This window comes from Veronia pacifica (assembly GCF_001707825.1).
Lineage (GTDB): Bacteria > Pseudomonadota > Gammaproteobacteria > Enterobacterales > Vibrionaceae > Veronia > Veronia pacifica.
Window position 1 is genome coordinate 1 of the sequence record NZ_LYBM01000042.1, and the last position, 22958, is coordinate 22958.

Annotated in this window: 24 protein-coding genes and 1 pseudogene; 16 read left to right on the forward strand and 9 right to left on the reverse strand. The window is 44.1% G+C overall.

All coding sequences use genetic code 11. The features are described from left to right. Positions 1-18: 18 nt before the first annotated feature. The 11 genes and pseudogenes from A8L45_RS25370 to A8L45_RS18355 form a co-directional block, all read left to right on the forward strand. Positions 19-189, forward strand: a pseudogene (locus A8L45_RS25370) (AAA family ATPase); the annotation flags it as partial. Between the two features lie 244 nt (positions 190-433). Continuing rightward, on the forward strand, positions 434-664 hold the full coding sequence (locus tag A8L45_RS18320; protein ID WP_139122415.1) for a hypothetical protein: 231 nt from the start codon (positions 434-436) through the stop codon (positions 662-664). Between the two features lie 95 nt (positions 665-759). Beyond that, entirely contained in the window at positions 760-1737 is a 978-nt protein-coding gene (locus A8L45_RS18325; protein ID WP_068904812.1) for a hypothetical protein, read from the forward strand. A 25-nt stretch (positions 1738-1762) separates the two neighbouring features. Further along, a complete protein-coding gene (locus A8L45_RS25055; RefSeq protein WP_217492181.1) occupies positions 1763-1963 on the forward strand; it encodes a hypothetical protein in 201 nt (66 codons plus the stop codon). A 42-nt stretch (positions 1964-2005) separates the two neighbouring features. Next, positions 2006-2197, forward strand: coding sequence for a GNAT family N-acetyltransferase (locus tag A8L45_RS25740; protein WP_217492182.1), 192 nt, complete (start codon positions 2006-2008; stop codon positions 2195-2197). Positions 2198-2365: 168 nt separating this feature from the next. Then, entirely contained in the window at positions 2366-3523 is a 1158-nt protein-coding gene (locus A8L45_RS18335) for a hypothetical protein (protein WP_068904813.1), read from the forward strand. 1014 nt (positions 3524-4537) lie between these two features. Further along, positions 4538-5626: a ParA family protein gene (locus tag A8L45_RS18340; RefSeq protein ID WP_068904814.1), complete on the forward strand. Its 1089-nt coding sequence runs from the start codon at positions 4538-4540 to the stop codon at positions 5624-5626. Positions 5627-5936: 310 nt separating this feature from the next. Then, entirely contained in the window at positions 5937-6881 is a 945-nt protein-coding gene (gapS4a, locus tag A8L45_RS18345; protein WP_068904815.1) for a GapS4a family protein, read from the forward strand. After that, the gene (locus A8L45_RS25830) at positions 6878-7204 is read left to right on the forward strand and encodes a hypothetical protein (RefSeq protein WP_465270794.1); all 327 of its coding nucleotides are present in this window, start codon (positions 6878-6880) and stop codon (positions 7202-7204) included. The genes gapS4a and A8L45_RS25830 overlap by 4 nt, the downstream gene beginning before the upstream one ends. Before the next feature lie 57 nt (positions 7205-7261). Continuing rightward, positions 7262-8035 carry a hypothetical protein gene (locus A8L45_RS18350; protein WP_217492184.1) on the forward strand — a complete coding sequence of 258 codons (774 nt, stop codon included), beginning with the start codon at positions 7262-7264 and terminating at the stop codon, positions 8033-8035. Positions 8036-8545: 510 nt separating this feature from the next. After that, positions 8546-8761 carry a hypothetical protein gene (locus A8L45_RS18355; RefSeq protein ID WP_068904816.1) on the forward strand — a complete coding sequence of 72 codons (216 nt, stop codon included), beginning with the start codon at positions 8546-8548 and terminating at the stop codon, positions 8759-8761. 337 nt (positions 8762-9098) lie between these two features. On the opposite strand, the gene A8L45_RS18360 is transcribed toward A8L45_RS18355, so the two are convergent. From A8L45_RS18360 to zntR, 5 genes are all read right to left on the reverse strand, one after another. Then, positions 9099-9854 carry a hypothetical protein gene (locus A8L45_RS18360; RefSeq protein WP_068904817.1) on the reverse strand — a complete coding sequence of 252 codons (756 nt, stop codon included), beginning with the start codon at positions 9852-9854 and terminating at the stop codon, positions 9099-9101. A 169-nt stretch (positions 9855-10023) separates the two neighbouring features. Beyond that, entirely contained in the window at positions 10024-11712 is a 1689-nt protein-coding gene (locus A8L45_RS18365; RefSeq protein ID WP_068904841.1) for a GMC family oxidoreductase, read from the reverse strand. Between the two features lie 185 nt (positions 11713-11897). Beyond that, positions 11898-12182, reverse strand: coding sequence for a 2Fe-2S iron-sulfur cluster-binding protein (locus A8L45_RS18370; protein ID WP_068904818.1), 285 nt, complete (start codon positions 12180-12182; stop codon positions 11898-11900). Positions 12183-12333: 151 nt separating this feature from the next. Then, entirely contained in the window at positions 12334-12612 is a 279-nt protein-coding gene (ppnP, locus tag A8L45_RS18375; RefSeq protein WP_068904819.1) for a pyrimidine/purine nucleoside phosphorylase, read from the reverse strand. Between the two features lie 76 nt (positions 12613-12688). Then, positions 12689-13108: a Zn(2+)-responsive transcriptional regulator gene (gene zntR / locus A8L45_RS18380; RefSeq protein WP_068904820.1), complete on the reverse strand. Its 420-nt coding sequence runs from the start codon at positions 13106-13108 to the stop codon at positions 12689-12691. Positions 13109-13279: 171 nt separating this feature from the next. Between zntR and purH the strand changes: the two genes are divergently transcribed. Both purH and purD read left to right on the forward strand, forming a co-directional pair. Further along, on the forward strand, positions 13280-14872 hold the full coding sequence (gene purH, locus A8L45_RS18385) for a bifunctional phosphoribosylaminoimidazolecarboxamide formyltransferase/IMP cyclohydrolase (protein ID WP_068904821.1): 1593 nt from the start codon (positions 13280-13282) through the stop codon (positions 14870-14872). Positions 14873-15004: 132 nt separating this feature from the next. Beyond that, positions 15005-16294, forward strand: coding sequence for a phosphoribosylamine--glycine ligase (gene purD, locus A8L45_RS18390; protein WP_068904842.1), 1290 nt, complete (start codon positions 15005-15007; stop codon positions 16292-16294). Positions 16295-16382: 88 nt separating this feature from the next. Here purD and A8L45_RS18395 read toward each other — a convergent pair whose 3' ends face one another. From A8L45_RS18395 to A8L45_RS18405, 3 genes are all read right to left on the reverse strand, one after another. Next, positions 16383-17069, reverse strand: a complete 687-nt coding sequence (locus tag A8L45_RS18395) for a DUF1481 domain-containing protein (protein ID WP_068904822.1) — start codon at positions 17067-17069, stop codon at positions 16383-16385. 60 nt (positions 17070-17129) lie between these two features. After that, positions 17130-17402, reverse strand: a complete 273-nt coding sequence (gene hupA, locus A8L45_RS18400) for a nucleoid-associated protein HU-alpha (RefSeq protein WP_068904823.1) — start codon at positions 17400-17402, stop codon at positions 17130-17132. Between the two features lie 285 nt (positions 17403-17687). Then, entirely contained in the window at positions 17688-18284 is a 597-nt protein-coding gene (locus A8L45_RS18405) for a YjaG family protein (protein ID WP_068904824.1), read from the reverse strand. A 95-nt stretch (positions 18285-18379) separates the two neighbouring features. Here A8L45_RS18405 and A8L45_RS18410 point away from each other — a divergent pair, with 95 nt between their 5' ends. After that, positions 18380-19285 (forward strand): D-2-hydroxyacid dehydrogenase, encoded by a 906-nt coding sequence (locus A8L45_RS18410; protein WP_068904825.1) that lies wholly within the window; start codon positions 18380-18382, stop codon positions 19283-19285. Further along, positions 19285-19866: a uracil-DNA glycosylase family protein gene (locus A8L45_RS18415; protein WP_068904826.1), complete on the forward strand. Its 582-nt coding sequence runs from the start codon at positions 19285-19287 to the stop codon at positions 19864-19866. Before A8L45_RS18410 ends, A8L45_RS18415 begins: the two co-directional genes overlap by 1 nt. A gap of 1473 nt (positions 19867-21339) precedes the next feature. Here the strand turns inward: A8L45_RS18415 and hemE are convergent. After that, a complete protein-coding gene (gene hemE, locus A8L45_RS18420) occupies positions 21340-22404 on the reverse strand; it encodes a uroporphyrinogen decarboxylase (protein ID WP_068904827.1) in 1065 nt (354 codons plus the stop codon). A gap of 367 nt (positions 22405-22771) precedes the next feature. Between hemE and A8L45_RS24655 the strand changes: the two genes are divergently transcribed. Next, positions 22772-22948 (forward strand): hypothetical protein, encoded by a 177-nt coding sequence (locus A8L45_RS24655; protein ID WP_175402021.1) that lies wholly within the window; start codon positions 22772-22774, stop codon positions 22946-22948. Positions 22949-22958 lie beyond the last annotated feature (10 nt).

Here is a 22958-nt window from a genome sequence, read left to right on the forward strand (position 1 = left end):
TTGGACTAGTTTTTGGGGAGCAGGTCACATTACCTAGATGTCTCTTTTGATACATGCAAGGAAAGAGCGTTTGCGCGAAATTCAGATTCAAATGGCAAGTCATATAAAATGACACCCGCAATGTTAGATATGTTCTGGTCTTGGTTTGAGCCTCCAACGCTAAACGAAAGTTTTTTCCGCGTTAGGTGAGAGAATTGCCGAGGTAACTAACAAATGCAGTCACAGGACAAAAAACCGCTAAGCAATTTTTTGCCTCTATTGGTGGGTGTTAACTGTCACCATGAATAAAGCACAGTACTTAACCATCGTTTTTCTACTTCCGGTTATCTCAGCGTTAATTCCTATGGATCATTTTCAAGCTATATAGGTTTGGGTTTATGTCCCACTTGGGTTGGCTTATGCAACATACATTTGGTTTCAGCCAAATGAGCACATGATGAAGTTCATCACGCTAACGCCACTATTTTTTCTTATAGCGGTATTGGTCATTTTTCCCGCTTGGGTGGCTGTTGAATCTGGTCTATATGCAGGGTTACATTTTTTGCGCGTGGTGGCCATAATCGCATTAGCGTCTTCGGTCATTGTTGGGGCCACTTATGTTTTGCTAGCTTTTGGTATCTACGTTGTTTTCAAAAAGTATGGCTTGCTGCCAGCAAACAGTTAACAAGGCCATTAACCTCGCGCCTATCGGCGCCGGACAGCCTACGCTGCGCTCCGGCAGCCGGTTATGGCGGCGTTAGCACTCAGTATGGAGCAAGGATGAATATCGCAATTATATTAAACACCATCGTATTGATAGCTTCTCTGCTTTGGATTGCTTTCGAGCCCGGGTTTGAACCATTTATTGTGGCGATTACAACTATTTTGACATTAATTGGGCTATCCATTAAGTCATCTAAACCTAAAAAGAAAGAAATCGAAATTGATTCTCAGATAATTCTAGAGGCTGAACCAGAACTTAAAGAGCCTACTGAGGTTGAGTTAGTAGCTTCTAGATTTAGAGAATCCCTTGAGCTAATGAATGAAGGCAACTCTTATTCTCCGTTCACGATTGCAAAACTAGCTCAACTGATGAAGCTACATAAAATCGGTGAGCTTGAGAGGGTATTCAATGCTGAAGAAGAGCCTTCATTTGAGTTTATTGATCACTTTTGTAATACGTTTGGAATATATAAGGACTGGCTAATTCACGGTCAAGGAACGCCCTATAATAACCCAGAACAAACTAACTTTGACCCTCTCGCATATTATTCGGAGATAGAGAAAGAAAATCCAAATAGAATCTATTTCATTATGAATAATTCAAAAGTCGGGGAGGTTTTCATGCTGCTAGAGCTATCTGATTTTAAATACAAAATTTTACAAAGAACTTGGCATGTTAGTAGCCATGTTGGCGGCGGTGGACGCAGCCAAATATATGGGCTGTACAAATTAATTAGAAAGCTTAAGAAAAATTACCACAGCTCAAAGTGTGGTGGCCGCATATTAGAGCCTGAAGTATTTGAAAAACTACTCTCTGGCAGGGTCTTTCCCGATTCTGTACTGTCAAGACCTTCACATGAAAATCCTTGGTGGGATGATTTTACAGACGTGTATGGAAAGTACCCGATTTCTTCAAGCTACGAGGGATGGTATGGAAAAGGGTTCTCATACGCACAATCAGTGGTGAGAGACAAACTAGAAAGTGAAAGTGCTAACAAGTCAATGCAGCAGACCGCTAACGCGGCAGCTGATTGAGACGTTATGTGACTACGTGAGCAGCATGAGAATCGAGAGAGTTTACGAGCTACCCAGCCAAATCCTGTCACTAGTTAATGAAAGTGAGAGGGAAGGATTTCGGTTTCTTACCCGCTTGAAATCTGACTTCGATAGTCGTGTAAACACCTTTAGCAAAGACGGTGAAGCCTTATTCGCTGTATTCGAAGCTAATGTTCTAATAGCTATTGGTGGCATCAATGCATAAGAGGTATCAGCAAATCAGGTTGGTAGGCTTCGTCGATTTTACGTGAAACAGTCGTACAGGAGGTACGGTGTTGGGGCCAGCCTATTAAAGCGAATCGAAGCCTTTGCATTTGATCACTTCTGTGAGATACGGCTGTTCACCGATACAGCCAGTGCTGGCAGGTTTTACGAAAAAAACGGATACCAAAAAGCCTACGAGCAGGGCGCTAATTACATCAAGCGTAAAGTCACATAGCAGGGCCACCAAACATCTCCCCTCCGGGCTGGACTCGCAAAACACTCTCTCTGGTTACTTGTCTTAATTTAACGAACCTATCAATAGGCATCGGCGTGTTATTGGCAATCTGAGTAAGTTAGTATCTTCATACGATAGTTTACACTCACTCAGTCAAAGGAATGTTTTATGCCTTATGTTTTTGGCTCTTCCCCTGATGGGCAGGAAGTAAAAATCCACGTCACAAAACGCTCTAAAACCCTAGATTTAACAGAAACGCCTATCTCCTCAATAGACCTGTTGGGCATCGCGGAAAAAGCTCCAAACTTGGAAAGTGTTTTTTTTCGCCCCAATGCTGATGGTTTGATAAAAAATATAGACCTTACACCTCTATGCGAACTCACCAAACTAGTTCATGTTTCATGTATCGTCACAGACAAAATAGAGCTATCAAGGTTATCATTCAAAGAATTAATAACATTAGGTTTTTTTGTTGAAGACTCTGTGGATTTCAAGGGCTTCGAAAACTCCAACGTTCAATGTTTATACGTATCGTTCGGAAACCCCATTAAAGATCCATTTTCAACGATGTGTAAAGATGTTGTGCTTGAAGAACTAAATATTGGTGGCTATCCGCAGGGTGAGTTTTTGAGTCTCAAAGGACTCCCGAGAAATATTCAGAACTTGAAAATAAGTGAAGATGCTAAGTTTTCGGATACTGAAGCTTTGAAGAACACTTATCTCAGATATCTTAATTGCCATTCTGGAAGGATAACTCACCTTCCTAATACTCTGACTGAATTCATTCTTAATGACTCTAATGAAAAGCTTAACTTTAAGCTCTTGCAAGAAACTAAATTGTTGTATTTTACTTTGGATGCAAAAAACTACTCTTCAGAGGATATACAACTCGAGTACTTGCCTAGTACTGTCAAGCAGATAAAAATTTCCAATTGCCCCAATGACTTAAATTTAGATGCTTTACCTGAGGGAGTTGAGCTAGTACAACTTGAACTTACCGCCAATCCGTCAGCGTCGAATAGCAGAGGCGAGCTCATAGTTCCTGAGAGAATAGTGAAAAAAATGGGTCACTTTTCTTTAGACGGATTTTTTCTAGGAGAATTCGATACTAGTATTTTTGAAGGGTCAGAGTTGAAGACTGCATGGTTTCATGGCTGTGACTGGGAATATATCTATGCAGACCATTTTTGGAAGATGACCTCCCTCACTTATGTTGCCTTTGACTCGACAAGAAAGGTGATAGTATCGCCAGAGCTTTTGGATAAGCCTCGCACCTGCAAAAATAAAGGTATGAAGCGTTATCTAGGGATGTTTGATTCATATTAATAATCACCTCTCCTTTAGGGGGCTTGACATATTATTCAACGTAAGTCTCAAGTATGCCCAAACCTGTGTCAGCATCTGACCCGTCACGAATCGTTATCCCATCTAAGGGAGGCGTGAAACGCGCCCCCCTTCATTTTCCCTTTCCAAAATCCTAGCCCTATACGTTGTTTTTGAGGTGTACCATGTGTACCACGTGTACCAACCTTTAAATTCAATAGGTTATGATGCTACACCTTGGTACACCTATGTGTAGCAGGTGTACCATGACGTTTTTCAATGGGTTAGAGGTGTACCAAGGGAGATGATGAAGTCAGGATGGGTACAGTTTATGACGTAAGTCACTGATATTTATCATGGTACACCTTGGTGGCGAAAATAGGCCGAAATCTTGGTACACATGGCGGTTTTAGGTGTACCTTAACTCGAAATCGCCCAAATCTATGCCAGCATCTATGGCGTCACGATCCGTTACCCCATCCAAGGAGGGATGCTTCATCCCCCTTCATTTTTCCCTTCCTGAATTCTAGTCCTAGACGATGTTTTTGAGGTGTAACTGAGGGCTGAGTTACCAAATAAGGGACCGGACGGGATTTTGGGCGCAGATTCTGAACATGATTGGTCACATTCAAAGGTAGTTTCTAGGTATCAAAGTGATTGTAATATCGGTATTTCCGAACAAGTCGGACATAAAATTCGATTTTTAAATTCTGTTACAAATAATTACACTCTAGTTGTTTGGTTGTCACAGCGACTAGTGACGAGTGTAATTTGTTGATACTAAAGAAATTAAAATTTCCCTCTCAGACTGAACTTCATTGTCTAGCCATAGTGCAGTTTGTCGTAATAAGTGAAGAATACGTCTCAGTCACATGTGCCTTGCGTTCAGACAACGAACACACTGAATTCGCGTTGATCATAAGACTATGTATTAGATACAAGCCTTGATGACGGCGGAATAAAACAGGCTGTTAGCCGAAAAATAACTAACTCAAAAAAATAAATAGTGAGGTTAGAGTGAGTATAAATAAAATAATCGCAAGACAAGCAGCCTACTACGCACATGATGCTCAACAGTGGAACAACTCTCCGCATGCACTTCAATTTCCACACTATGCTTCTTTATTAGACCTTCAGTTACCAAAGCATAACAGATATGCGATTTGTAATTTACGGGGTGGAATAGGTAAGTCTACACTTACGTTCAATCTAGCTCATGGAGCAAATGATGTGCTGGCAGTAGATACTTGTCCTCAGGGGAACTCTTCAAGCTTCTTTTCATCTGGCGGTGGCGTGAGCGGAACAACAATTTATGATGCGCTCTTACCTTATCTGTTGCCTCGTATGTCTTTTCCATCAAATATTGCGCAAAAGGTAAAAACTTTTAACCCTTATTTTGATGGCCTAAATGTCCACTTTGTTCCTTCGTCTCCAAACTTGTACGAGTTTCCATCAATAATGGAATCAGCTCTTTCTCAAGCTCGAGGTATTCCCGGTGTGGCTAATATTAAGGCTAGAGAACAGATTTTAAATTCTATGCGTGATTTGTTGGATAGAGAGACAAAAAAAGTAGATACAAAGAAAGTTTTGATAGATACATCACCTTTTTTCTCTGGAGCAACTCATCTCACGTGGCATGCTGTAGATTCACTAATAGTACCAGTCCGGACCGATCAACAGTCAGTTAACTCTCTCCAGCTATTAATCGATATTTTGACTGACTCTGGACGTTCATTCTTGCGTAGCCAAGATAATTTGTCCCTAAGCTCACCCAAGATACAAATGGTTGTAGTGACTCATTGCGGGTGGTCAACCAGATCTGGTGCCAAGCATGAGCCGAATAATCAGACGAAAATATACCTTGAAAAAGTTCGAGAAATCGTAGCAACTAATATTCACTTGTTCACTACTAATGACCCAGATAACCACATTGTGCCATTAGACGATTTCTTAGGTTCAGGACGCATATCTTCAGCTAAAAGTATACCTATTAAGTGTTTAAAGCCTCAGCAATCTTTTACGATTTCAGGACAACAAGTAACTGTAAATGCTTCGGTAGAAAAATGTCAGAAACAACTAGCATTCATAACAAAGAACATATGGTAGATAAAAGTTACTGACTAAAGGTTAAGTGCCTATTTAGTGGGCGCTTGATCCATTGATTCAGGATGATCAATACCTCATCTATCTAGCTAAACGAATAATGTTATTTGATTGTTTTTTGTCTTGAGTAAGACTAACTAATTTCAGCCCCATATTCATTTAATTCAAATAACCATATAAAATATGGGTTTTTATTTTGGTTAATCATAAAGTAGATACAATTCCAATTTCAACGTAATCTCGTTTGAAATATTTTAACTGTAACTCCTTAATTATAATATATTTCAATTATTTACGAACGGTAAAGTGATCAATGGGTGAGTATTCAAAAAGAGTAGGTGAAGTCGGCGAGAAGATAGTCGCAGACTTCTTAGGATTGTTTGGTTGGAAAAACATGTGCAGTAATAATGAATTGAACTGTATTATTGGTGACCACGGCTGTAAAACCCATGGAATTGACGCACTTTTTGCTTACAAGTCTCTTCTTCAACAGCAGACTTTAACCAGTGTTGTTGTGTCAGCCAAATACTCTGGCAATGCCTATGACAAGGTCCCTTCGACATTTAAAGCTCATTTTAATGATGTAGCTAGGACAGTGGAATGTTACTCACGCTCAGACATTAAGAGGAACTTGGTAAAAGGAATAAAGGGTACTTCCAAGAAAGAAGATATTGGAGTGCTGTTTTACCTGAACAACGTAGAAGACCCACAAGAAGACAATATCAAACCCAAGATTTTAAATAGTCGAATTTCGCCAGATATAACATTTAACACAATCCATTTGATAGATAATGCTAGAGCGTCATTTCTATATTACGCGTTGGGCTTTATAAAAGGTAAATATAAGCACGAAAAGCCAAGTTTTTTCTGCAACATTACAACATTAAATGTTAATTCTAACACTAGGCATACACCGATAATGCCTGTTGAGTACATTACCTCGCCCATCATTCCGATGTCAGTTCCATATCAAGACGGTAAGAAATTAATAATACTTTGCGACTTTGATTTTAGCAAAGATGCTTTGACTCTGGTCTTCAGGCTAGCGAAAAAGCTTTGCGCTGACTTTAGCAACCACTACGAAATATACTTCAGTACATACAATACATTAAAGCATTCACCTATTGTTGACGAGGTCAAAATGACAGCAATGTTCGATAACCAATATGATGAATGCGATGATTATGAACCCTCTGATGTCGACGTAACTCTCGAGGTTGGAACTTATAACGATAGCTTTAGGAATGACTTTCAATGAGTAGACAATTCATACCTTCAGGAGATGAGCTAAAAAACCTGTTAAGTCAGAATCAATGTACCCCAGGAAGTATTAACTCTGTGCTAAGAGCAAGAGGGGTGTTTTGTCCAAATTCAGATAAGACTAACACTATTCCATGCCTTATGAAGTCGCTCCTAAGTCCTAGTGAATCATTGGAGTTGATGGATAATATAAAGACTTCGGAGAAGCTCGATCGCGTCAACTTCAGGAACTTCAGTATTGATAAAGATCAAGAGATCTTAGATGTTATCAGTGGTGTTATTGATGATGACGCTATCAGACCTCAACCCTTTGAAAACTAAAGAATTACCGACTTTACTGACTTTGTTGTTGAGACAAGTGACATAGGGGAGTCATATGTGCTTGGGTTTGAGATTCAACGGGAAGATATTCTGGATGATTGGCACGAGAGTACAAAGGTGTTCAGAGGATCTGTTGAGGTCAAGAAACAGTCTGAAGGTGGTGACCTCCTGTTGAACATTCAGTTGAACCACACCACACCAGAGTGCAAAAAAGTGGCCAACCAATTTGTAGACCGTATTGAGAAAGAGTTGCTCTATAAGCAAGTAATAGCTGAATCTGAGCACGGAGGTAAAGTCCTATTTGATAGTTTCGAAAACGCGGATCGAGTTAAGTTTCTTGAAGACCTTACATCACAACACACCGATTATATCTTTTATTATCAGAAGCTTGACGATGTTAGCTTTCAACCGGATAAAGAACAAAAAGAGTTTGAGGATATTAGCAAAGATGCGAACATCCTAGAAAAGGATATAGATCAGTATCGCTTCAAAGGAGACCTGAGAAAAATTATTTCTAACAAGTGGAAAAAAATCCATCCGTTTATTAAGGTCACGAGGTTCTTAGCTACTTACTCAGTTCACTACAATCAATACGAGGGCAGTTGTAAAGTATCTTACGAATTCAGCGAGTACAATAAAAGGAAACTAGAAAATCCAGAGTTTGGTATAAATATTGTAAAGCTCACTCTAAAAGGTGCTACCGCGAGCGACCTAGATTACGTACAGAACAAGATTCTTCATGAGATAGAGCTAAAAAAAACGGAATTGGTTAAAAAGTACCAGAAGGCAGTGACTCAAGGGCAAGAGTCAGAATCTATCGAATCATGCTGAACTGCTCTATTCGAAGCCTAATGAAAAATCTCCAGCTAGAGCCGTCTTTTCAAAAGACAAACCTCCTTCAACAGATCCAACGATTTTCTGCCTGAGGTTAAGGCTTTAGCTGTCTAATTCAACCCACTAAAGCAGATTAAAAATAGCCCCTTTCTGTCCACATTCGATTTAACGGCTATGGTCAGTTGATATGACAAGTAACAATGGTGGCAGGTTAAGGGCTAACCATTTCTCGACTTCGAGAACCAACGCCAATGTGTATCAAGGGATGTTGACAGAGAGAGGTTGTTGACGAAATATTAGCCAGATCGGTAAAGGAATGCGTGAAAATTAAGGCGTGTTAGGTGAAATTTTACCCCTTGTCATCTGTTCTCAGATGTGCATGAACAGCCTGATTTGTGCGCTATGCCACAAAAAAACACCCCTTATGGATGATGTCAAACGGTGAGCCCTGAGGGTTGCAGCCCCCAGAGCTCTGCCAGTTCTACTACCTAAACTAGGAGAACCGACATGGCCACTCTATCAAAAGATACACTCGACCTTCAAAACGATATCGACCGAATGCTGTCTCAAAGCATCGCCGTCCTCGACTCACTTTCCTTCGAAGACCAGTTTAAGTGTTTGCCTACAAACACAATTGCGTCTGTCCTTTGGCTGCTAAGCGATCGGCTTCGGGAAATTGAAATCAACTATCAGGCCCTGACTGACGCCTCCCGGCACCAGTAATTTTCGCACTTCGCGATACTGGATTTGCCGGAACAACAGGGTCAAAAATGTAGGTAACTGAACGCCCGAAAAAATATTCACATTTTTTTTGGCTTGAGTGCACCATTTCACCTAAGCAGACCCGTCTGATTCCGGCATCTTGGAAACGTACACGAACGGTGTACGACCAACTGGGATGACGTTATGACGACACAAAACAACCCTTTCATGCTTCCTGCCTCTGAGCGTGCAGACGTGCTTAAACAATATGGCATGAACTAATCCAGTTTTTGACGTGATTTTGGAAAAGGCTCTGTAGGAAACTGCAGAGCCTTTTTCTTTTGAAAAGAGAAGTTAGCTATAAATCAATACGAATTTCTTTGATGTTACTGACACTGACTTTCAGTGGTCCATCGCGATACGGACCGGCATTTTCTATCTTGGACGCAGAAACGGTAATATCGACGTGGCATTTATCAAAGCGTTGCAATAATTCGCTTTGCGTAGAGTCAAACGCACCCTTCAAGCTCTGTTGATAGCTGCCATTTTCGTCCAGAGAGCTATCTGCTGCTGCGGTGAGTGATTCACGCTCTGAGGAACAGTTCAAAGCCATCCACGGAATACTGTAAAAGTGCCCGGCTTCTTGCGACACATCAATTGATATAACTTCACCAGCAAATGAATGGGTAAGCGACACGGGCACGGGTAGAGCGTCTTGAGTAAAGTTAACGGAGTACGAGGTATTATTACTTTCCCGTGAAAAAGTAAGTTCATATTCTGAGGCGTCTGAGACAGTATCGAGTGAATAACTGGCGACTTCGGTGTTCTCTTGACGAGATAATTCTTGGTTCACGCCATCAACCGTCACTTCGATCGCATCCCCTTCGCCCAATGTGAGAAGCGTATTGTCGGCTGCGGCCCTCGGAATACTGCTTGCTTTTGCTTTATTGCCATCCATGGACTCAAACGAGACATAAATATCTAACTTGTCGTCGCCATATGCCGTTGTTGAAGATGAAGGCACTGGCGTGTTTTCTACAGCGGTACCGTCACCGCCCCCTCCGCCGCATCCCGATGACGCTATCAGAAAGCCAATAGCGAAATATTTTTTCATTCGGTTCCCTCCTGATTTGATTTTAGTCTTTGACGACCATACAAGAGGCTCTGTTTGAACGCTACGAAAGCAGGATGCCCGTTATCACATCGTTAAGTGAAAAATATACGCATAAGAAAAGGGCTCAACCCGACGTGAGCCCTCACTTTATTAGTGTTGGGAATATGTATCAGCCACCAGCCTGTTGTCTTTGATCATAACCGCGCTCTTCGTCCGAAACGGTCAGTGGCAAGTTGTATTGGCGGGCGATATAGTCAGCGCACTTTTCTCCAATTACCATAGTAGGCGCGTTGGTGTTGCCACCAATCACCAAGGGCATGATAGAAGCATCAGCCACGCGTAAACCCTGTATACCGTATACTTTTAGCTCTGGATCGACCACCGCCATTTCGTCGTTCACGCCCATTTTGCACGTTCCGACCGGGTGATAAATGGTTTCGGCATTCTGACGGATAAACGCCTCAAGCTGCTCGTCACTTTGTACTTCTTTACCCGGTGTCAACTCTTCACCAAGATAAGGCTCAAAGGCAGGTTGGTTCATCAGTTCGCGACCTTTTTTGACGATATCAACCATGTTCTTCATATCGATATCATCTGGGTCAGTGAGATAACCTGTCTCAATCTGAGGTCTGTCATCAGGGTCAGCCGATTTGAGGTAAATACGGCCCCTGCTTTTCGGTCTGAGGTCAGTAAGGTGCAACGAGAAACCAAAACGAAAATCGATTTTTCGGCCGTGGTTGTGGAGCACCAAAGGTAAAAAGTGGTATTGCAGATTCTCGCGATCAAACTCAGGTGAGGTTTTTTCGAAACCAGCTCCCTCAGCCACAGAAGATGACAATAGCCCTCTGTTTGTTTTCAGATATTTGAACACCTCGCGAGTCAAAAACGGCCAGCCCAATGGGCCAAGATTGATGGAGGTTCGTGACTTATCGAGGTATTTGATTGTCGTCGTCAGGTGGTCCTGAAGATTTTCGCCGACGCCGGGCAAATCTTTCACTACTTTGATATCGTGTTTTTCGAGCTCGGCACGCGGGCCGATACCAGACAACATGAGAAGATGAGGAGACTGAATCGCACCGGATGCGAGTATCACTTCTTTTTCAGCAAATAAGTGCCTGACTTTTCCTTTTTGAATGTATTCGATACCAACGGCACGATCTCCATCAAACAGAATTCGTCTCACATTGGCACGAGTCTCGATTCGCAGTTTGTCATTGTTGCTGTGTTCTTCCAGATAAGCGCGGTTAGCATTAAAACGGCAACCGTCTTTCTGTGTGACCTGATAGTAGCCAACGCCTGCCTGAGTCTCGCCATTGAAATCTTCGTTGTATGACAGACCATATTCTTCGCCGGCTTTAACAAAAACGCGGGAGAGATCGTGAATGTGAAAAGGATCGGCAACGTTCAATTTTCCGCTGTTGCTGTGGTAAGGGCTGTCACTGAAACGTTCATTTTTTTCGTTTTTCAGGAAATATGGCAGGATGTCTTCGGCGCTCCAGCCTGTGTTACCGAGGTCAGCCCACTCGTCATAATCTCGCAGGTTACCTCGGATATACAGCATGGCGTTGATGTTGGAGCTACCACCCATACCTCGTCCGCGGGGCCAGAACAGTTTACGATTGCAAAGCTCTTTGTCTCTATTAGTGAAAAACCACCAATTGTAGATATAGGGGACCCAGTTATTTAACACCATACTGGCAACAGGGGTTTGAATACCCCAAAGCTTGAAACCGAACAAGGGTTTATCACTCGGTCCAGCCTCAAGAAGGGTCACTCTTTGTCCTTTTTCGACGAGACGCCCGGCGACAGCGCATCCGCCAGATCCACCACCCACAACAATAAAATCCGTTTTGTTCAAGTTGCTCACCCCTCTCTGCCGCTGTTAACGTGTCGATCTGCTCTCATTAATAAAGCTACACACTTTTACGCATATTAGTGAGTGGTTTTCAGCAGATCATAAAATACTCTCAGCATTGATACACTCATCCGACCAGATTGCATTGCTCGGATGCTGAAAGTGAGAAAACAACGTAAAGGTTGTTGTCAGTTGAGAGGTTTGATGGTGATATCTCCGTGCACCCGACATTGGCAGGCCAAACGACGGTTGTGTCCATTGATATCCAGCCTGTCCAGCATATCTTCTTCATCATCATTTTTGGCATTGAGGTTATGCAACCCGGCTATAATCTCAATTGCACAAGTTCCGCACCCAGCAGCACGGCAGCCAAAATCAAGCTCTCGTTGACTGGTATTTTCTATTTCCATTAATTCACTGTTATCAGGCAGTTGGAATGACTGACCAGAAGCATAAAAGGTAACCGTCGACATAATGCCCTCCTATATCTAGCGTAGTGCGCTAATTAAGGGATACGCAAAATACTGCACAAGAGTTTATTGATAAAACACACATTGGAAGAGAGAAAAAGAAAAGGCGCCATATCGCGCCTCTCATTACTGTGGAAGATAAAAGCGGACTTTTTTACAGATAGTCACACAGGTAAGCCACTGAATCTGACACTTTAATGTCAAAGGCTGATGTACCTGGCACGTCAAAACTATCTCCGGCGCTAAAGGTCTGCCATTCGATATTCCCCGGCAGCTTAACAACCATTTCCCCGGCGACCACGGTCATTTTTTCTGGCGCTGCGGTATCAAAACGATATTCACCTGGTGTCATCACACCAACACTGCTGCGCTGGCCTGATGTTTCAAAGCCGATAGACTTAACCTTACCGTCAAAGTATTCATTTACGTTCATCGTGAATTCCTTTTCTCCTCGTACTAAAGGCCATTAACCTAACACAGGTTTCACGGGTTTCCACACTGATGGATCGTCAGTCGTCATGATGATCCGCCAGTGCCTCAAGGATCGAACAATGTGTCGCACTGTCGTTATCATGTCCGCAACAGGCGTCGTTGATCTTTTTTAGCGCCAGCCGAATACGAGTTAACTCAGCAATTTTACTGTCAATCTGATCAAGTTTTTTCTGCGTGATCCCCTTTACCTCGGCGCAGCTGTGCTGGCTGGGCTCTAACCTGATATCCAACAATTCCTGAATGTCTTCGAGGGTCAGGCCGAGCGCCTTACCTTCAATGATAAAATGTACGCGCGATAACGCTTCATCACCGTAAAGGCGGTAACCGCTTTCACTTCTGGCATCTGGTTTCAGCAGTCCTGTTTTTTCATAAAATCTCAGGGTGTCAGTAGACACACCCGCTTTTTTCGCCAGTTGGCCGATTTGGAGTAATTTCATAAGTCGTGATGTCCGTTTAACTGACAAAACATAAAAGCAATCGATTCGTCAACATTTTAAGTTAGAATACGCGCCATTCCACTGAGGTTTATACCTGAGGGTGTTTGGCAAAATGGCCAGGAAAGCAATTTTGCCAAATATCCTATCCCCTTACATGAAGAGATGGTAGCAATGGAAAACGCTCGTCCTATTCGCCGCGCACTGATCAGCGTATCTGATAAAACCGGTGTCGTGGAATTTGCCACAGCACTTGCTCATCAGGGTGTCGCTATTTTATCAACTGGCGGCACAGCAAAACTTCTGATGGCACAAGGTTTAGATGTCACAGAAGTGTCTGAGCACACTGGTTTCCCTGAAATGATGGATGGACGGGTTAAAACCCTGCATCCAAAGATCCACGGTGGCATTCTTGGTCGCCGCGATCAGGACGGTGACGTGATGGATGAACATAATATCGCACCGATAGATATGGTGGTTGTGAATCTTTATCCTTTTGCTGAAACCGTCGCCAAGCCGGGCTGTACACTCGAAGATGCCGTTGAGAATATCGACATTGGCGGTCCGACAATGGTACGTTCTGCTGCAAAAAACCATAAAGATGTTGCTATCGTCGTTAATGCGTCTGACTACGATAACGTATTGGCTGAGATGAATCAGAACAATGGCTCCCTGACACAGGCCACTCGCTTTGACCTTGCTATCGCTGCATTCGAACACACGGCAGCATACGACGGCATGATCGCCAACTATTTCGGTACCATGGTACCTGCATACGGCGACGCAGAAATTAATGACGAAGACTCGCGTTTCCCACGCACCTTCAACCAGCAGTTCATCAAAAAGCAGGACATGCGCTACGGTGAGAATAGCCATCAGGCAGCAGCGTTTTATACCGAAGCGGCGCCCGAGGAAGCGTCAGTTTCTTCGGCAACCCAGCTACAAGGAAAAGCGTTATCTTACAACAATATCGCTGATACCGATGCCGCTCTTGAATGCGTAAAAGAGTTCGAACAACCTGCATGTGTGATAGTTAAACACGCGAATCCATGTGGTGTCGCCTTAGGTGAAAATATCCTCACGGCTTATGACCGTGCTTACCAGACTGACCCAACATCCGCTTTTGGTGGCATCATTGCCTTTAACCGTGAGCTAGACGCTGACACAGCCAGCGCGATTGTTGAGCGCCAGTTTGTTGAAGTGATCATTGCCCCGTCTGTCAGCGATAAGGCAGCAGAAGTCGTCGCGGCGAAAAAGAATGTGCGTCTGCTGGTCTGTGGTGAGTGGCAGCAAAAAACGACGGGTTACGATCTTAAACGTGTAAACGGTGGCCTTCTGGTTCAGGAGCGCGACCAAGGCATGGTTTCACTCGATGACCTGACCGTGGTGTCCAAACGTCAGCCAAGTGATGAAGAGCTGCGCGATGCTCTTTTCTGCTGGAAAGTAGCCAAGTACGTTAAATCTAACGCCATTGTGTATGCAAAAGGCAATATGACCATTGGTGTGGGTGCCGGACAAATGAGCCGTGTCTACTCAGCGAAAATCGCTGGAATCAAGGCTGCTGACGAAAACCTCGAAGTTGCTGGCAGCGTGATGGCTTCGGATGCTTTCTTCCCTTTCCGTGATGGTATTGATGCCGCCGCACAAGCAGGCATTACCTGTGTCATTCAGCCGGGTGGCTCAATGCGCGACAACGAAGTTATTGCTGCTGCTGATGAGCATGGAATGTCCATGGTATTTACTGGTATGCGTCACTTCCGTCACTAACAAACATCGTTTGTGTAAGAAATTCAGGGTATTCTCGGCTCAGATATTATCAGGGCCGGGTTCCGTTTCCTGACAATAAATTGAGTCAGCCTTGGCATAAGGCACCTCTCACGCTTTGAGGATATGGATGATATGAAAGTATTAGTTATTGGTGGCGGTGGCCGCGAACACGCTCTTGCATGGAAAGCCGCGCAATCAGCGGACGTGGAAACTGTTTTTGTCGCTCCGGGTAATGCAGGTACTGCGCTTGAACCCAAGTTAGAGAACGTTGCCATCGGTGTTGAGGATATCAGTGCGTTAGTAACATTTGCGCAGGAAAACCAGATAGCACTGACAATTGTCGGCCCGGAAGCGCCATTGGTTATTGGTGTGGTTGACGCCTTCCGCGAGGCTGGTCTCACTATCTTTGGCCCGACTCAGGCTGCCGCACAGCTTGAAGGCTCTAAAGCATTCACCAAAGACTTTCTTGCCCGTCATCAGATCCCAACCGCTGAGTACGCCAATTTTACTGAGGTTGAGCCAGCACTGGCTTATCTGCAGGAAAAAGGGGCACCGATTGTCGTGAAAGCCGATGGTCTGGCTGCAGGTAAAGGTGTGATTGTCGCCATGACACTCGAAGAAGCTGAAGCCGCTGTTAAAGATATGCTGGCAGGTAATGCCTTTGGCGAAGCGGGACACAGAGTCGTTATTGAAGAGTTTCTTGATGGCGAAGAAGCAAGCTTTATTGTCATGGTTGATGGTGAAAATGTACTGCCAATGGCAACCAGCCAGGACCATAAACGTGTCGGTGACGGCGATACAGGCCCAAATACTGGTGGTATGGGTGCCTACAGCCCGGCACCTGTCGTGACACAGGAAATCCACGATCGAATCATGGAAGAAGTGATTTATCCGACCGTTCGCGGAATGGCGGCAGAGGGTAACCCTTACACTGGTTTCCTGTATGCAGGCTTGATGGTCATGGCTGATGGCACGCCAAAAGTTATTGAATATAACTGCCGTTTTGGCGATCCGGAAACTCAGCCAATAATGCTGCGTCTGAAATCTGATTTGGTGTCATTGTGTCTCGCAGCAGAAGATAAGGCGCTGGATAAGGTTGAATCGCAATGGGATCCGCGCCCGTCTGTTGGTGTGGTGTTGGCTGCGGGTGGTTACCCGGCGTCTTATAACAAGGGAGATGTCATTACGGGTATCCCTCAGGATACGCCAGCCACCAAGGTTTTCCATGCCGGAACAGCAGAAAAAGATGGAGAAGCCGTCACTGCAGGTGGGCGTGTATTATGTGCAACCGCATTGGGAGAATCAGTGTTGGACGCTCAGCAACAGGCGTACAAAGTGGCAGAAGTGATCAAGTGGGATGGTGTCTTCTTCCGCAAAGATATCGGTTATCGCGCGATCAACCGCGAGCAAGATTCACATTAAATCGCCAGGCGTCCTGTCGATTGTCAGGCGAACCCATAACTCAGGGTTTGCTTCATAAAAATAAGAAACGCGCGGATGCGCGTTTTTTTCAGTCTGCTTCCGGCTCTGGACGTTCGATACAGTCTGCACTGTCAGTGTCCAAAGCAATAATACCACTCACCAGGTTACTCGTATTACCGACAGAGCCTACCGCAGCGATAAAATTATCTTCCATTTCAAGACGCTGTTTTACAAAACGAGGAAAGCTTGGCATAAACTTCAGCGTTTTAGTTTTGTCAGTGTCGCACTCTGTCAGCTCACCGTCACTCCAGTATCCCTGAAAGAAACGTATTCCAGCCTTTGATGCGGCTTTTGCCGATTCAAGGGAAAAGTTCGCCTCTCTGGCATACTTAACCAGTTCTGCTTTTCGGAGCGGTAACACACTGCCGTTAAGGCGATATTTTTGATATACCGCTCGCTCGTTGGTGTCATAGCGGATATGAACACTCATCGGAAGCATCTTGTCACCGTCTCTCACAGACCCTTGCAGAATAACCTCACGGAGAACACCTGCACGCCAACGGTAATCGGCATCGTAATGCCCTTCACGGCCCAGTGTCGTTTTTTCAGTCAGGCGAGAGGGAGCATCTTTTATGGTATCCAGCCAATAGATACGAGAGGCTTGGTCACTGACACTGCCTGTCACAATTGTGTCTTTATCTGGGGTGTTACCGGTGCTGCTGCAACCAAAGAGGAGGGCGGAGAGAAGGAGGGAGAAAAAGTAGCCTTTGTTCATAGTCATCCGCAAAAATAAAAGCCGCCAAAGCACAATCGGCTTTGGCGGTTTGAGGCACGATTACTTAACCGCGTCTTTCAGAGCTTTACCTGCAACAAACGCTGGTACGTTAGCAGCAGCAATTTGAATTTCCTGACCAGTCTGTGGGTTACGGCCAGTGCGGGCAGCACGGTGGTTTACTTTAAACGTACCGAAACCAATCAGCTGAACCTGATCACCGTCTTTCAGTGCATCTTCGATACCCTGCAGAGTAGCTTCCAGAGCAGCTTTAGCCTGAGTTTTAGACAGATCCGCTTTCTCAGCGATCAGGTCGATCAAGTTGGTCTTGTTCATTATGTCTTCCCTTCTAGGTTTTCTTTGAGACCCCGCAACTCTAATTCAAAAGAAGCCCGACTGGCAAAGGTTTGTGAGGTCCTGAGTGACTGTATGCAGAGTGTTTAACCACAAACTGAGCGCATCCTCACAAAACATAGCCAAATTTAAGAGTGAAAATGACACTGAAATGTCACGCCGCGACCAAATTTTTTATGCTTCAAGCCTTATATGGCGCGCTTTTGCACGTATATTTGCTCGCAAAAAAGTGTATTTAACTTGTCAATTACCAACCACTTATCCTGATTATTGGTCAGATAAAGACAAGCCTAAATTACTGATACCTTCCTCACGAAGCTCTGTGCGAATGCCTTTGATCATCTCAATATCGCGACCATCGCTGTCCTTGAGTGCCCGGAAGATAGCCCATTGCACGTCCCACTCCGCACACACAGACTCTACTTCTTTCTGGTTTTCGTCAGTCACCTCTTCGCCTGTCTGTGCCTGCTCTAGCTGGCTCACACTGCTCACAGATTGTTGGCTGACCTTGAGCACAGATTCCATCAATAGGTCGCGATCTAACAAAGCATGAAGCAAAGTAGATAGTGCAACACAGGCATCAATGGCCGGATAGGTCAGATAGAGATCAAAGTCTTCTTCTGCCGGAATCAAATCTTCCAGCTTTTCCAACTGACGCTCAAAGTTCACTTTGGCCGTTTTTACCGTCAGTATCTCCCAGATACTGTCGATGATTTGGCGAAAAGCCTGTGGCTCTGCAAACTCCGTCTGCTGGCAAAATGCGGCATAGTTCGGATACATGCGCTCCACCAGCGCCGTCATAAAGGTAATGTGCTGCCATGGCTCAAGTTTCTCGAGCCTCAACTGGATTGGGTTTCTTAACATGATAGGCTGTCTGCGTTATGACGCCGTCGATGCGGAGTCAGGGAAAAATTGCGGATAAGTTTACCCGATCAGTGTCATCAGAAAAAGGAAGCCGAGTGAACCTTCTCTTCATCGATTCAGACCAGAAAGCAAAATATCAGGCCCTACTGTCAGTCAGCAGCCTGCCAGACTTGCAAATAACCCCTAATATCAGTGAAGCAAACATCATTCTGGCAGACCCACCAGCCATTGCAGATAAGCTTGAGCAGGCAACATCACTGGTCTGGCTACAATCAACATATGCAGGCTGTGATGCACTCATCGAACAGAACAAGCGCGACTACAGACTCAGTAATGTGCGTGGGATATTTGGTGCGCTGATCTCGGAATATGTTCTCGGCCAACTTCTGAACATGACCCGCCATTTCTCAGTTTATAAAGAACAGCAACAACACAAACAATGGCAGCCTCATGCATACCGGAGCCTTAACGGCCAGAGAATATTGATTCTTGGTACTGGCTCCATTGGTCGTCAACTTGCCGTTGTTGCCCGCCAGTTTGGAATGAAAGTCAGCGGAGTCAGTCGTTCCGGTACCCAGTTGCCCGCCTTCGACCATGTTTTTGATACGTCTTCATTGGGCAATGCACTCGCCGATACCGATATTGTTGTTTCCACCTTACCAAGTACTCCCTCAACGATTTCATTGCTTGACGCTGACACCTTGTCTCACTGCCGACAAGTTATTCTATTCAATGTTGGCCGCGGCAATGTTCTCTGTGAGGAGGGGTTGAAGATTGCACTGACTAAGGGTCAAATCAGCCATGCATTTCTTGATGTTTTTGAGCAAGAACCGTTGGCTGACGATCACTGGTGTTGGCAACACCCAGACGTAACTGTAACGCCACATATTGCTGCAGTGAGTTTTCCCGAACAGGTCGCTGAGTGCTTCAGGCAAAATTATCTAAGCTGGCATCAAGAGGATAAATTGCTCACTGAGATCGACTTTTCAAGAGGATATTGATGACGTCACTGTCCCAAATACTGACCGAAGTCAGGTCGTGCGAACACTGCAAAGCCAGTTTGCCTCTTGGGCCACGTCCTATCGTACAGGCAAGGGAAACCGCACGTTTGCTGATAATAGGTCAGGCCCCCGGCACAAGGGTACATGCCAGTGGCATCCCTTGGGATGACCCCAGTGGTGACAGACTCAGGGCTTGGCTAGAGATGGACAAGTCACAATTTTATGATGCTGAACAGGTAGCTATTATGCCCATGGGGTTTTGCTACCCGGGAAGGGGACGGTCGGGCGACCTACCTCCTATGCCTGACTGCGCACCGCTATGGCATCAGCGAATCAAAGAACAATTACCAGACATCAAGCTCACCCTATTGATTGGACAGTACGCCCAGCGCTATTACCTGAATGACAAGCCAAAAACACTGACAGAGACGGTAATGCAATATGAAAGGTGGCTACCGGATTTCATCGCTCTGCCTCATCCCAGTCCGAGAAATAACCTCTGGTTAGCGAAGAATCCTTGGTTTGAATCAAAGACATTGCCGACATTACGACAGCAGATTAGTCAGCTCTTGGGTCGATAATATTTGCCCCGAAAGATAACCCAGAGCGGCTCATATACTCTCGGACGGCTGACGGTAACTCTATGGTTATGTTGACAGGCAACACCTCGTACAGCATTTGTATCATTGATAACCTTTTCGCTGTACGGAAATACATCCTAAAGACCAAGCTCGAGATAAACGCATGATTTATAAGGGTAATAACATCATGTACAGCTTTTCTAGGTTTTTCTCGGATAAGCATACTCATAGTAATACGCTCAATTCAGGCATTCAATGAATCATCCTTTTACTTTGTACAGCTTTTTTCTCTTCAAACATGTTTTTGCTGAATGATATTAATGCCATATTCTTTTTATAACTGTAAAATATTGATATTTAATAAATATAAGTCAGTGATCAGCTTTTACAGCTTTTACAGCTTTTTCTCCGATACCCTCCATATCGCCAATATTTTGTTAATCAACGAAAGGCCATTCCATCTGTACAGCTTTTTATTCATAAAACACCTTTTTGATGATTGCTTTTATTAAATAAAAGAATCTATTAGATTAAACCACTGATATTATTGAATATATAAGACATGTTCAGCTTTATTAGCTTTTTTCCTGACAAGCATGTTCCCATTAGTTCTCTCATTTCATAAGCCTCAAAGATTGTTATTTTTGTAATGTACAGCTTTTTTATATTCGAACATGTTTTATCTGCTCAATAAAAAAACCAATTATTTATATTTTATAAAATATTGATTTTAATTGAATTTTATAGATCATTCAGCTTTATGAGCTTTTTTCCAGATAAGCATATGTATCACTTAATGACTATTACCAATAAGTATGTTCAGCAATTTTATTGATGTTTACCTAAAAGGTGTACGCTTAATTGAGCTTAGGAAGCGATGATTGTTAAGTTGTTAATTTATAACGATTTTATTAGCCGTGCAGCTTTTATAGCTTTTTTCCTTGGCTAGTCTTTTCACTCAAAAAGCAAAAAATGAATGACAGAGAGATGAAATTCGTGGGTCTTAGGCTGATGGAATTCAATCGGGCGATAACAATAGCAGACCCGTGTCAGTGCAGTGAAAATAGAAGCTATAAATGGTCCAATCTCCACAACGCTGCTTGTTGGAGCATGAGTAGGATCGGCCGATTCTCGTTACCAAAGCTTGGCAAAGCTGTGCAATTTCACAATATATTGTCGAAGAGGCTGATCGACTTTTTTGCTCAATGTCAGGCAAATTGGCCGCAGAATATCCCATCGAGAATATCTCAACAGTCCATGTGCTGTCGCTGATAATGAAATACAGTCATTGATTAACAATCATGTACAGCTTTTTTTATAACAAACACCAAAAAGATGAACGTTATTTAAAAATTAACGGGACTAAAAATATAACCAACTGATTTTTATAAAAATAAAAGAGGTGTACAGCAATTTGAGGAATTTTCCTGATGAAGGTATCCGCCACTCATGATAATGAGTGGCGACAGGGATTTACTGATGGTAAGGCTTTGAAAGCTCGTGCACGGCATCGACAAACACACCAGCATTTTCTGGCGGCACATCCAGGTGGATACCATGACCGAGGTTGAATACGTGGCCTGTTCCTTTACCGTATCCATCAAGGATAGTGGCAACCTCTTCACGGATACGTTCGGGTTGCGCATACAACATAGATGGATCCATATTGCCCTGCAACGCCACCTTATCACCGATACGGCGACGGGCATCGGCGATGTTGATGGTCCAGTCGAGGCCGACACCATCACAGCCCGTATCGGCGATTTTCTCCAGCCACATGCCACCATTTTTGGTAAATAAGGTGACTGGTACTCGGCGGCCGTCATTTTCACGGATCAGACCATCGACAATTTTGTGCATGTACTGCAGCGAGAACTCGTTGTAGTCTCGCGGTGTTAATACACCACCCCAGGTATCAAATACCATCACTGACTGCGCACCTGCTTTGATTTGCGCATTCAGATAATCAATGACAGTGTCAGCGAGCTTATCCAGCAACAGATGAAGCGTCTGCGGATCGGCATACATCATTTTCTTAATTTTAGTGAATGCCTTCGAGCTGCTACCTTCAACCATGTAGGTTGCCAGTGTCCATGGGCTGCCAGAAAAACCAATCAACGGCACATCGCCATTAAGGCCCTTGCGAATAGTGCGAACAGCATTCATCACATACTGAAGTTCACCTTCAGGGTCTGGATTACCTATCTTTTCAACATCTGCCTTACACGTAATCGGACGCTCAAACTTTGGCCCTTCCCCAGTCTCAAAGTACAAGCCAAGACCCATTGCATCAGGGATCGTCAGAATATCTGAGAACAGGATAGCAGCATCCAGCGGAAAACGACGCAGGGGTTGCAAAGTAACTTCGCAGGCCAATTCTGCGTTTTTACACAGTGACATGAAGTCGCCAGCTTCAGCGCGAGTTGCTTTATATTCAGGTAAATAACGTCCAGCCTGGCGCATCATCCATACCGGTGTGTGATCTACCGGTTGTTTTAACAGTGCGCGCAAGTAGCGATCGTTTTTTAGTTCAGTCATCTTTTACATCCTGACAAAAAATTGTGGATATTGTAGCACCGTATCATCTAGCCGTTGAGACGGCAGTGCGCGTCAGATCGTAATTATCTTATGCTAAGCCGTGAAGAATTTGCCCGCGTTATTTTCGCATGATAAAAATTAGAGTCTTACAATAATGATGTCTGAAACGGCACAAATCCATATTCGCATCTTACCCCGCCTCCCTACGGCGGGTTTTTTCTTTGTATTTGAAAGAACCAGCTAGAACACCAATGAGATTCATGCTCATTAAATAAACAAAAACGTGATATAGGTCAAAGTTTAGTCGGGGTAACAGGCGTAACCTGAATGCAGTTCTCATTTTTGATTAACTGTACAGGAATTGAATATGAACCTAAAAGTGTCTATCGAACTTCTAGAAGCTGGCGTTTACAAAGACCGCTGCTGGCAGCCTGCCTTCAAAGCTGACAAATCACAAATCTGTAAGGTGTCGCCTTCTTACGCTGCTCACCTGATAAGAGAAAAGAAAGCTGTGCTCCATGAGGTATCGTTCCGACAGTCATAAGTTTTAACCG

Coding starts and splice junctions, on each gene's coding strand:
- A8L45_RS18320 (WP_139122415.1), top strand. CDS start 434: ATGATGAAGTTCATCACGCTAACGCCACTATTTTTTCTTATAGCGGTA.
- A8L45_RS18325 (WP_068904812.1), top strand. CDS start 760: ATGAATATCGCAATTATATTAAACACCATCGTATTGATAGCTTCTCTG.
- A8L45_RS25055 (WP_217492181.1), top strand. CDS start 1,763: ATGAGAATCGAGAGAGTTTACGAGCTACCCAGCCAAATCCTGTCACTA.
- A8L45_RS18335 (WP_068904813.1), top strand. CDS start 2,366: ATGCCTTATGTTTTTGGCTCTTCCCCTGATGGGCAGGAAGTAAAAATC.
- gapS4a (WP_068904815.1), top strand. CDS start 5,937: ATGGGTGAGTATTCAAAAAGAGTAGGTGAAGTCGGCGAGAAGATAGTC.
- A8L45_RS25830 (WP_465270794.1), top strand. CDS start 6,878: ATGAGTAGACAATTCATACCTTCAGGAGATGAGCTAAAAAACCTGTTA.
- A8L45_RS18355 (WP_068904816.1), top strand. CDS start 8,546: ATGGCCACTCTATCAAAAGATACACTCGACCTTCAAAACGATATCGAC.
- A8L45_RS18360 (WP_068904817.1), bottom strand. CDS start 9,854: ATGAAAAAATATTTCGCTATTGGCTTTCTGATAGCGTCATCGGGATGC.
- A8L45_RS18370 (WP_068904818.1), bottom strand. CDS start 12,182: ATGTCGACGGTTACCTTTTATGCTTCTGGTCAGTCATTCCAACTGCCT.
- ppnP (WP_068904819.1), bottom strand. CDS start 12,612: ATGAACGTAAATGAATACTTTGACGGTAAGGTTAAGTCTATCGGCTTT.
- zntR (WP_068904820.1), bottom strand. CDS start 13,108: ATGAAATTACTCCAAATCGGCCAACTGGCGAAAAAAGCGGGTGTGTCT.
- purH (WP_068904821.1), top strand. CDS start 13,280: ATGGAAAACGCTCGTCCTATTCGCCGCGCACTGATCAGCGTATCTGAT.
- purD (WP_068904842.1), top strand. CDS start 15,005: ATGAAAGTATTAGTTATTGGTGGCGGTGGCCGCGAACACGCTCTTGCA.
- A8L45_RS18395 (WP_068904822.1), bottom strand. CDS start 17,069: ATGAACAAAGGCTACTTTTTCTCCCTCCTTCTCTCCGCCCTCCTCTTT.
- hupA (WP_068904823.1), bottom strand. CDS start 17,402: ATGAACAAGACCAACTTGATCGACCTGATCGCTGAGAAAGCGGATCTG.
- A8L45_RS18405 (WP_068904824.1), bottom strand. CDS start 18,284: ATGTTAAGAAACCCAATCCAGTTGAGGCTCGAGAAACTTGAGCCATGG.
- A8L45_RS18415 (WP_068904826.1), top strand. CDS start 19,285: ATGACGTCACTGTCCCAAATACTGACCGAAGTCAGGTCGTGCGAACAC.
- hemE (WP_068904827.1), bottom strand. CDS start 22,404: ATGACTGAACTAAAAAACGATCGCTACTTGCGCGCACTGTTAAAACAA.
- A8L45_RS24655 (WP_175402021.1), top strand. CDS start 22,772: ATGAACCTAAAAGTGTCTATCGAACTTCTAGAAGCTGGCGTTTACAAA.